Raw genomic sequence first — 9,715 nt, forward strand, 5'->3', positions numbered from 1 at the left:
CTCCCCCCCCCCCCCCCCCCCCCCCTCCCCCCCCCCCCCCCCCCCTCCCCCCCCCCCCTCCTCCCCCCTCCCCCCCCCCCCCCCCCCCGACCGCGACCACTACCTGGGCGTCATCGAGGAGCGCTGCCGGCGCCGGGTCAACGGCGCCTCCTGGCAGGCCGCCACCTACCACCGGGCCAGGGAACGGGGACTGGACCGCCGGCCCGCCCTGGCCGCCACCACCCGGCGCTACTGCGAGCTGATGCGCACCGGGGAGCCCGTGCACACCTGGCCGGCCGACCTCGCCTGACCCTCCCGCGCGGACACGGCCCCGCCCGCACCCCCCGTGCGGGATCCCGCCGGGTCGTCGGGCAAGCTGTGACGACCGTGACCATGGGCAGGCGGGAGACGAGGGTGCGGCACGACACTCCGGACGGCGGGGCGGGCGCCCGGACGGCGGCGACCGCCGCGGGGCCGGCGGGCGAGGTGCCGTCCCGGCGCACGCTGCGCGCGGAGACGCTGATCGTCCTCGCGCTCTCGCTCGGCGCCAGCGCGGTGTCCTCCCTGATCAGCTTTGTCGGCTCGCTCACCCGGCCCGGCGGGCTCAAGGACCAGGCGGCCACCCTCAACGCCTCGCACGCCCCCGGCCGGCCCTGGCTCGACCTCGCCTGGCAGCTCTTCGGCATCGCGACCGCGCTGGTGCCCGTCCTCCTCGTGATCCACCTGCTCGCGCGCGAGCGGCCGGAGGGCGGGGCGCTGCGGGCCATCGGCCTGGACCGCACCCGGCCGGGCCAGGACCTCGCCCGGGGCGCGGGCCTGGCCGCCGTCATCGGGGGCAGCGGGCTGCTGTTCTACCTCGCCGCACGGGCCGCGGGCTTCAACCTGACGGTGGTGCCGGAGAACCTGCCCGACGTGTGGTGGAAGCTGCCCGTGCTGATCGCCTCGGCCCTGCAGAACGCGGTGCTGGAGGAGGTCGTGGTCGTCGGCTACCTCCTGCGCAGGCTCGGCCAGCTGGGCTGGACCCCGGCCGCCGCGCTCGCCGCCAGCGCCGTGCTGCGCGGCTCGTACCACCTCTACCAGGGCATCGGCGGTCTCATCGGCAACATGGTGATGGGCGTGGTGTTCGTCCTGTGCTACCGCCGGTGGGGGCGGGTCGGGCCGCTGATCGCGGCGCACGCGCTCATCGACATCGTGGCCTTCGTCGGCTACGCGCTGCTCGCGGGCAAGGTCGCCTGGCTGCCCACGCCCTGACCCACCCCCTCTCGATTCCCCCTTCCGATGCTCTAGACCAGCAGCTCGCCGTCGACAACAGTGACGGCGGAGCCGGTCAGCAGGGTGCGATCGCCGCGCAGCGCGGTGCGCACCACGCCGCCGCGCGCGGAGGCCTGCAGACCCGTCAGGTCGGGCGAGCCCAGCCGGGCGGACCAGAAGGGGGCCAGCGCGGTGTGGGCGCTGCCGGTGACGGGGTCCTCGTCGATCCCGACGTTCGGGAAGAAGCAGCGCGAGACGTAGTCGTAGGGGCTCGCGGGGTCCTCGGCGGGGGCGGTGGCGATGACGCCCCGGCGCGAGACGCGGGCCAGCGCCCGGAGATCCGGGGCCAGCCCCCGCACGGTCTTCTCGTCGGGCAGCTCCACCAGCAGATCGCCGACGTGCGCGCTGGTGTCGAGGACGCGCAGCGGGGTGGCACCGAGCGCCTCGGCCAGCCCGGGCACGGCGGCCGGGGTGAGCTCCGAGGTGGGGAAGTCCAGCGTGATCGACCCGTCCTCCCGGACGGTCGTGGTCAGCACCCCGCAGCGGGCCGCGAAGCGCACGGTGCCGGTGGCCGTTCCCGTGCTGTGCAGCACGTGCGCCGTGGCGAGCGTGGCGTGGCCGCACATGTCGACCTCGGCGGTGGGGGTGAACCAGCGCAGCGCCCAGTCGGCGTCCGGCGAGCCCTCGGGCAGGCGGTGGGCGAAGGCGGTCTCGGAGAGGTTGAGCTCGGCGGCGACGCGCTGGAGCCGCTCGTCGTCCGGGAAGGCGCCGGAGTCGAGGAGCAGCACCCCCGCGGGGTTGCCGGCGAAGGGGCGGTCGGTGAACGCGTCGACGATGCGGATTCTCATGGCCGGGAGCGTAGGCCCGCCCGCCGCCGCCGGAACACGGCCAATTCCCGGAACGCGGCCTGGTGCGTGGACCGGTGCGGGGACGTCCCGGCGGCGCCCCGCCGAGGTCCTTGACCGGGTGCCGGCGGCTGGTCAGACTCCGGACCGATCCGACAGGAACGGAGCCCGGTCATGGCCCTGCGCCGGCGACGCGTCGCCCTCGCGCTCGCGGCGGCCGCCCTCTGCGCCGCGCCGCTCGCCGGCGTCCCGGCCGGCGCGGACGGCGAGCCGCTCTACCGCGACCCGCGGGCCGGGACGGAGGCCCGCGTACGGGACCTGCTGCGCCGGATGACGTTGGAGGAGAAGATCGGGCAGATGACCCAGATCGCCGTCGACCGGCTCCAGGGCGACTGCCGGGGTGGCGGGGGCGAGCTCGCGGAGCCCTGCCTGCGGACCGTGCTCCGCGACCGCGCGGTCGGGTCGGTGCTCTCCGGCGGCGGCATGGGCCCGCCGGAGAACACGCCGCGCGCCTGGGCCCGGATGACCGGCGCGGTGCGGCGGTACGCCCTGGACCACAGCCGGCTGCGCGTCCCGGTGCTCTACGGCGCCGACGCCGTCCACGGCCACGCGGCCGTCCTCGGCGCGACCGTCCTGCCCCACCAGATCGGCCTCGCCGCCTCCTGGGACCCGGCGCTCGTACGCGACTGCGCCCGCGCCACCGCCCGGGCCGTGGCCGCCACCGGGATCGACTGGAACTTCGCGCCCGTCGCCGACCTGGCCCGTGACCGGCGCTGGGGGCGCTACTACGAGACGTTCGGCGAGGACCCGCTGCTCGCCGGTGAACTGGCCGCCGCGGCCGTGCGCGGCACCCAGGACGCGCACGGCGGGGGCGTGGCGGCCACCGTCAAGCACCTCGGCGCCTACTCCGAGCCCGGCAACGGCCACGACCGCGTCCCCGCCGACGTCTCGCCGCGCTACCTCCAGGACACGCTGCTCCCGCCGTACCGCGCGGCCGTCGAGGCCGGGGCGAGGACGGTGATGGCGGCGTCCGGCGCGGTCAACGGCGTGCCCGCCACCGCCTCCCGCCATCTGCTGACGACCGTCCTGCGGGAGCGCTGGGGGTTCACCGGCGTCACCGTCACCGACTGGCAGGACGTCCGCGCGCTGTGGACGACGTACAAGGTGGCGGCCGACTACCCGCACGCGATCGCCCTCGCGGTGAACGCCGGGGCCGACGTGACGATGGAGCCCTACGAGGCGGGAGAGTTCGCCGAGGGGCTGCGCACCGCCGTGCGCGACGGGCTGGTCCCCCCGCGCCGGATCGACGAGGCCGCCGGCCGGGTCCTGCGGCTGAAGTTCCGGCTCGGGCTCTTCGAGCGGCCGTTCGCGGACCCCGGGCGGGCCGACGCGGAGATCCTCGGCGCCGGCCGGGACACGGCCCGCCGCGCCGCCGAGCGCTCGCAGGTGCTGCTGCGCAACGAGCGGAACACCCTGCCGTTCGGGCCGTGGGCGCGGCGGATCGTCGTCGCCGGGGCGTACGCGGACGACATGGCCGCGCAGACGGGCGGCTGGACGGTGGGCTGGCAGGGGGTGCCCGAGGGCGTGGCGGTGCCCGGGACGACCGTGCTCGCCGGCATCGAGGCGGCCGCGCCCGCCGAGACCCGTGTCGTACGGGCCCGCGACGCGGCCGACGCCGTGCGGCAGGCGCGTACCGCCGACGCGACCGTCGTGGTCGTCGGTGAACGCCCCGGCGCCGAGGGCGGGGCCGACAACCCCCGTCCCGAGCTGACGGCCGATCAACGGGAGCTGGTGCGGTCACTGAAAGAGACGGGCCGGCCGGTCGTCGTCGTGGTGCTCGCCGGGCGGCCCCTGGTGCTGGGCGAGGCGGACGGCACGGAGGGGCTGCTGATGTCCTGGCTGCCCGGCACGGAGGGCGGGCACGCCGTCGCCGGGGTGCTGTTCGGCACGGTGGACCCCGGTGGGCGGCTGCCGGTGTCCTGGCCCCGCCGGACGGGCAACGAGCCGCTGTACCACCAGCAGCCACCGGGGACCAACGCGGGCGCGGAGTCGGCGCACGACGTGGCGTACGACTTCGGTGACGGCCTCTCCTACAGCTCCCACCGCGTCGACTCCGTCGGCCTGGACGCCGCCTCCGTACCGGCCGGGCGGCCGGTGACCGTGACCGTACGGGTCACCGGCACCGGCGGACGCGAGGGCGACGCGGTCGTCCCGGTGTACGTCTCCCGGCCCGTGAGCGGGGTCCTGGCGCCGCCGCGTCGCCTGGTCGCCTTCACCCGGGCCCGCCTGGGGGCGGGGGAGACGCGCACGCTCCGGCTCAGCGTGCCGGCCCGGGCCCTGGAGGTGACCCCGGGTGATCTCGACGGGGCGGGGCCGCCGCGGGTCGAACGCGGCACGTACACCGTCTCCGTGGGGGCGCGCACGGCCACGCTGCGGATCACGTAGCCCTGCCCGGGGAGTGCGCCGGACGGCCGCGCGCCCCTGAGACGTGTGTGGCCCGTCTCCTCCTGGAGGATGACGCCCGGCCCGCCGTACCCGACCCGCGTCGGATGCGGGAAGGCAACCCTCCGGGGGATGCTCCCCGCACACGGGACTGATGGGGTGGGAGGGTGCAAAGCCGTACACCAGCCGACACCGGACGGGACGAGACCGCCGGCGAGCTCCCGCTCGGCACGGAGCTGGCCACGGCGGTCTCGGGCGCCCGCCGGCGTGCCGCGCGCGACGGCGAACGGCAGGCCGACACCGCCCACCTGCTGCACACCCTCCTGGAGGCCGACCCCGGCACCCGTCAGGCGCTGCCCGGCGGCCCCGCCCAGGTCGCCCGGCTGCTGGGCTATCTCGTGCAGCGCACCATCGGCTACGGCCTGCGCTGGAGCGGCACCGTCGAGGACTCCGGGGCCCTGCCGACCGCGTGCCGGTCCCGGACGACCGGCTGGTCGCCGGCCGCCGCTGCCGCCCTGCGCCGCGCCCGCGACCGGGCCCGGGAGCGCGGCGCCCGCCGGGTCGAGGGCCTCGACCTGTTCGCCGCCCTGGTGCGCGACCCCTCCTGCCGGGCCGTCGACGTGCTGCGCCGGGCCGGTGTCGACACCGCCGCACTGGCCGCAGGACCGGTGGAGCAGGGCTGCCCGGAGCGCCGCTGATCACGGTCCGACCACCGGTTGATCACGACAGTACCGACAGGGGTGACGGTCATGTCCATGGCTGCCATGATGCGGTGATGCGAGCGATGCGAGGGAGAAACGCCGGTCTGGGCCTGGCCCTGACCTCCGCGGTGGCGTTCGGCGGTTCGGGGGTCGCGGCCAAGCCGCTCATCGAGGCGGGCCTGGACCCCCTCCATATGGTGTGGCTGCGCGTGGCCGGCGCCGCCCTCGTCCTGCTGCCGGTCGCCTGGCGGCATCGCGCCCTCGTCACCCGCCGCCCCGCCCTGCTCGCGGGCTTCGGACTGCTGGCCGTCGCGGGCGTGCAGGCCTGCTACTTCGCCGCGATATCCAGGATCCCCGTCGGCGTCGGCCTGCTCGTCGAGTACCTCGGCCCCGCGCTGCTGCTCGGCTGGGTGCGCTTCGTCCAGCGGCGCCCGGTGAGCCGGGCCGCGACCGTGGGCGTGGTCCTGGCCGTGGGCGGGCTCGCCTGCGTCGTCGAGATCTGGGCCGGGCTCGGCTTCGACCCCCTGGGGCTGCTGCTGGCCCTGGGCGCCGCCTGCTGCCAGGTCGGCTACTTCGTGCTGTCCGATCACGGCAGCGACGGCGAGGAGCCCGCCGACCCCTTCGGCGTCATCGCCTACGGACTGCTGACCGGGGCCGTGCTGCTGACCGCCGTCGCGCGCCCCTGGGAGATGGACTGGTCGGTGCTGTCGGGCAGCGCCGCCATGAACGGCACCGAGGTGCCCGCCGTGCTGCTGCTGGGCTGGGTGGTGCTCGTCGCGACCGTGGCCGCCTACCTCACCGGTGTGCTGGCGGTGCGCCACCTCTCGCCGCAGGTCGCCGGGGTGGTCGCCTGCCTGGAGGCGGTCGTGGCCACCGTACTGGCCTGGATCCTGCTGGGCGAGCACCTGTCCGCGCCGCAGCTCGTGGGCGGGACGATGGTGCTGCTGGGCGCCCTCATCGCGCAGAGCTCCACGCCCCGGGCGGCGTCCGCCGAGCCGGTCGCCGCGGGCGGGCATGAGCTGTCGGGTGGCCAGGTGTCCGATGGCCAGGTGTCCGGTGGCCAGGTGTCCGGTGGTCATGAGTTGTCCGGCGGCACCCGTTCGGCCTAGTGTGACGATCATGCCGATGACTGTTCTGCCGCCTCCCGCCGCCTAGCGCGGGCGGCCGCTCCCAGAAGGACCGGACCGGGGAGGACCTCCCCGGTCGATCGACGCTGCCCGCAGACGGAATCACGCGATCCATCACGTCTTCCGCGGGAGAACAGTCATGCGTCATTCCTCTCTTCCGGCCTGCCCGGAACCGGCCCGTAGCGGCGGGGGCCACTCCACGAACACCCGCCCCGGGCCCGCCGGCCTCTCCGTGGGCCGCTCCCTGACCTTCGTCACCGTGGCGGCGGTGGGCTGGGGCACCGCCGGCCCGACCGCCGCGCTCGTCTTCGACAGCAGCGGCCTGGGGCCCGTCGCCCTCACCTTCTGGCGGATGGCCGGCGGCCTCGTCCTGCTGCTGGCCGTGCGCGCCGCGCTGCCGCGTCGTACGGACCGGGCGCGGTCCGCCGAGACGGCCGGCCGGCGCGCGATCCGCGTCCTGATCACCGGTGGCGGCCTGACGGTCTTCCAGGCGGGCTACTTCGCCGCCGTCGCCGGGACCGGCACGGCCGTCGGCACGGTCGTCACCCAGGGCGCGGCGCCCGTGCTGGTGGCGCTGGGCGGCCGGCTGCTGATGGGCGAACGGCTCGGCGCGGGCGGCACCGTGGCCGTCACCGGAGCGGTGGCCGGCCTGGCGGTGCTGATGCTCGGCGGCGCCGGCACGGGCGCGGTGCGCCCGCTCGGCGTGGCGATGGGCCTGCTGTCGGCGGGCGGCTACGCGGTGGTCACCCTCTACGGCCGGCACCTGGGCCGGCGGGGGCGCGCCGGGGACGCGTTCACCACGACCCTGACGTCCTTCGCGGTGGGGACGGTGGGCCTGCTGCCCCTGGCCGTCGCCGAGGGGCTGTGGCCGCGGACCGAGGAGCTCGGCCGCACGCTGGGGCTGATGGCGTATCTGGTGTCGGTGCCCACGGCGCTGTGCTACGCGCTGTTCTTCGCCGGGCTGGCGGCGGTGCGGGCGACCACGGTCACGGTGATCACCCTGCTGGAGCCGGTGGCGGCGGCGGTCATCGCGGTCGGCCTGCTCGGTGAGCGGCTGACCGCGGCGACGCTGCTCGGCACGTCGGTGCTGCTGGTCGCGGTGGCCGCGCTGGCCGTCGCGGAGGCGCGCGGCACCTCGGTCACCGCGCGGGTGCCGGCCCCGGCGGTGGCTCCGGCCCGGCGGGAAGGGACCGGCCGTGACGGGGCCGGCTGCGACGGGGCCGGCTGTGAAGGGACCGGCTGTGGAGGAGTCGGCCGTGACGGGGCCGGGCCGGAGGCTCAGCGGCCGAGGTCCGTGAGGTAGTCCGGCACGGGGATGCCCGGGGCGAGGTCGTCCGCCGGGACCGGGGCGCCGTAGGCCGTGGTCACGGGGACGACACCGCTCCAGTACGGCAGGGCGAGGTCCTCGGCGTCGTCGTTGGGGCCGCCCGTGCGGGCCTTGGCGGAGACCTCGTCCAGGTCGAGGCACAGCACGGCGGTCGCCGCCAGCTCCTTGGGGGAGGCCGGGCGGGAGTCGGCGGCGCGGCCGGGCACGACCTGGTCCACCAGCGCGTCGAGGGCGGCGGTCAGCTCGTCCGGGTCGGTGACCCGCCGGGCCCGGCCGTGCACCACCACGGAGCGGTAGTTGAGGGAGTGATGGAAGGCGGAGCGCGCGAGGACCAGACCGTCGACGTGGGTGACCGTCACACAGACCGGCATCCCTTCGTCCCCCGCCTGCCCCGCCGCGCGCAGCGGCCGCGAGCCCGTCGAGCCGTGCACGTAGAGGCGCTCGCCGATCCGGCCGTAGAGGGTGGGGAGGACCACGGGGGCGCCGTCCCGGACGAAGCCGAGGTGGCAGACGTAGCCGGCGTCGAGTATCGCGTGGACGCTCTCGCGGTCGTAGGAGGCGCGCTCGCGGCTGCGGGTGGGGACGGTGCGCTCGGTCGGCGCGTACTGCCCGGGAACCGTGGAAGAAGACATTGCGCTCTCCATTGAACTAGTGCATAGTGTTGTTTGTGCTAGGAGAGTATCGGATCGAAGGGCGTCGCGCAGCGGAGATCTCCGCGAGCGTGGAGCGGGCGATCGGCGAGGGCCGGCTGGCCCCGGGGGAACTGCTGCCCCCGCTGCGGGAGTTGGCGGTCGAGCTGGGTGTCAATCCCAATACGGTCGCGTCCGCGTATCGCGCGCTGCGCGACCGCGGGGTGATCGAGACGGCGGGCCGGCGGGGGAGCCGGGTGCGGCAGCGTCCCTCCAGCACCCCCCGGGAGCTGCTGCGGGTGGAGGTCACCGAGGGCGTGCGGGACGTCTCCAGCGGCAATCCCGACCCCGCCCTGCTGCCCCCGCTGGACGAGGCCCTCGCCGCCGCGGCCGTCCGGGCCCGCCACACCCCCGTGCTCTACGGCGCCCCCGCCGTGGACAGCGAGCTGGAGCGGATGGCGCGGGCGGCCTTCACCGCGGACGGGGTGCCCGAGGGGCCGGTGGCGGTCACCTCCGGCACGCTGGACGGCATCGAGCGGGTGCTGACCGCCCATCTGCGCCCCGGCGACGCCGTCGCGGTGGAGGACCCGGGCTGGGGCGGTCTGCTGGATCTCGTCCCGGCGCTCGGGCTGCGCGCCGTGCCCGTGGCCGTCGACGACGACGGCCCGCTGCCCGGGGAGACCGAGCGCGCGTTGCGGGCGGGCGCCCGGGCCCTGATCGTCACCGACCGGGCGCAGAACCCCACCGGGGCGGTCCTCGGCGAGGAGCGGGCCCGGGAGCTGCGCGCCGTGCTGGCCCGCCATCCCGGCGTCCTGGTCGTCGAGGACGACCACGGCCACGGCTTCGTCGACCTGCCCCTCCACCCCCTGGCCGGGGTCACGACGCACTGGGCGCTGCTGCGGTCGGTCGCCAAGGTCTACGGCCCCGACCTGAGATTCGCGGTGCTCACCGGTGACGCCGTCACCGTGGACCGGGTGCTGGGCCGCCAGCGCCTGGGCCATGGGTGGGTGAGCCATGTGCTGCAGGACGCCGTGCTGCACCTGTGGCGCGGCGGGGCCGTGGATCCGGTGGCGGTCGCGGCCTCGTACGGGCGGCGCCGGGACGCGCTGGTGGGCGCCCTGCGGGAGCGGGGCGTCGTCGCGCACGGCCGCAGCGGGCTGAACGTCTGGGTGCCCGTGCCGGACGAGACCGGCGCGGTCGCGCGGCTGCTCCAGGCGGGCTGGGCGGTGGCGCCCGGGGCGCGCTTCCGCCTCGGCTCCCCGCCCGGGGTGCGGGTCACCGTCTCGTCGCTGTCCCTGGACGACATAGGGGCGGGGGGGGGGGGGGGGGGGGGGGGGGGGGGGGGGGGGGGGGGGGGGGGGGGGGGAGCGGGGGGGGGGGGGGGGGGGAGGGGGGGGAACACACAGAAAGAAAA

General features: G+C 76.6%; 8 protein-coding genes and 1 pseudogene. 7 read left to right on the forward strand and 2 right to left on the reverse strand.

Features of this window, described 5'->3' with window-relative positions:
* Positions 1-79: 79 nt before the first annotated feature.
* Both AC07BS_RS34350 and AC07BS_RS34355 read left to right on the forward strand, forming a co-directional pair.
* Positions 80-289: pseudogene (locus tag AC07BS_RS34350) on the forward strand (glutamate--cysteine ligase); the annotation flags it as partial.
* A 176-nt stretch (positions 290-465) separates the two neighbouring features.
* A complete protein-coding gene (locus tag AC07BS_RS34355) occupies positions 466-1,230 on the forward strand; it encodes a CPBP family intramembrane glutamic endopeptidase (RefSeq protein ID WP_478647701.1) in 765 nt (254 codons plus the stop codon).
* 32 nt (positions 1,231-1,262) lie between these two features.
* Here the strand turns inward: AC07BS_RS34355 and AC07BS_RS34360 are convergent, their stop codons facing one another.
* On the reverse strand, positions 1,263-2,078 hold the full coding sequence (locus tag AC07BS_RS34360; protein ID WP_478935494.1) for a PhzF family phenazine biosynthesis protein: 816 nt from the start codon (positions 2,076-2,078) through the stop codon (positions 1,263-1,265).
* 171 nt (positions 2,079-2,249) lie between these two features.
* Here AC07BS_RS34360 and AC07BS_RS34365 point away from each other — a divergent pair, with 171 nt between their 5' ends.
* From AC07BS_RS34365 to AC07BS_RS34380, 4 genes are all read left to right on the forward strand, one after another.
* Positions 2,250-4,520, forward strand: coding sequence for a glycoside hydrolase family 3 N-terminal domain-containing protein (locus AC07BS_RS34365; RefSeq protein WP_478935495.1), 2,271 nt, complete (start codon positions 2,250-2,252; stop codon positions 4,518-4,520).
* Between the two features lie 164 nt (positions 4,521-4,684).
* The gene (locus tag AC07BS_RS34370) at positions 4,685-5,215 is read left to right on the forward strand and encodes a hypothetical protein (protein WP_478935496.1); all 531 of its coding nucleotides are present in this window, start codon (positions 4,685-4,687) and stop codon (positions 5,213-5,215) included.
* A gap of 77 nt (positions 5,216-5,292) precedes the next feature.
* On the forward strand, positions 5,293-6,327 hold the full coding sequence (locus AC07BS_RS34375) for an EamA family transporter (RefSeq protein WP_478935498.1): 1,035 nt from the start codon (positions 5,293-5,295) through the stop codon (positions 6,325-6,327).
* A 157-nt stretch (positions 6,328-6,484) separates the two neighbouring features.
* Positions 6,485-7,648, forward strand: a complete 1,164-nt coding sequence (locus AC07BS_RS34380) for a DMT family transporter (protein ID WP_478935499.1) — start codon at positions 6,485-6,487, stop codon at positions 7,646-7,648.
* Here the strand turns inward: AC07BS_RS34380 and AC07BS_RS34385 are convergent.
* Positions 7,624-8,304, reverse strand: coding sequence for a pyridoxamine 5'-phosphate oxidase family protein (locus tag AC07BS_RS34385; RefSeq protein ID WP_478935500.1), 681 nt, complete (start codon positions 8,302-8,304; stop codon positions 7,624-7,626). The two genes, AC07BS_RS34380 and AC07BS_RS34385, sit on opposite strands and share 25 nt — an antisense overlap.
* Before the next feature lie 35 nt (positions 8,305-8,339).
* Between AC07BS_RS34385 and AC07BS_RS34390 the strand changes: the two genes are divergently transcribed.
* Positions 8,340-9,715 (forward strand): aminotransferase class I/II-fold pyridoxal phosphate-dependent enzyme (locus tag AC07BS_RS34390; protein WP_478935502.1); only part of this gene is annotated, 1,376 nt, incomplete at its 3' end.

It is taken from the genome of Streptomyces sp. NPDC044063 (assembly GCF_056434285.1).

Coding starts and splice junctions, on each gene's coding strand:
- AC07BS_RS34360 (WP_478935494.1), bottom strand. CDS start 2,078: ATGAGAATCCGCATCGTCGACGCGTTCACCGACCGCCCCTTCGCCGGC.
- AC07BS_RS34365 (WP_478935495.1), top strand. CDS start 2,250: ATGGCCCTGCGCCGGCGACGCGTCGCCCTCGCGCTCGCGGCGGCCGCC.
- AC07BS_RS34375 (WP_478935498.1), top strand. CDS start 5,293: ATGCGAGCGATGCGAGGGAGAAACGCCGGTCTGGGCCTGGCCCTGACC.
- AC07BS_RS34380 (WP_478935499.1), top strand. CDS start 6,485: ATGCGTCATTCCTCTCTTCCGGCCTGCCCGGAACCGGCCCGTAGCGGC.
- AC07BS_RS34385 (WP_478935500.1), bottom strand. CDS start 8,304: ATGTCTTCTTCCACGGTTCCCGGGCAGTACGCGCCGACCGAGCGCACC.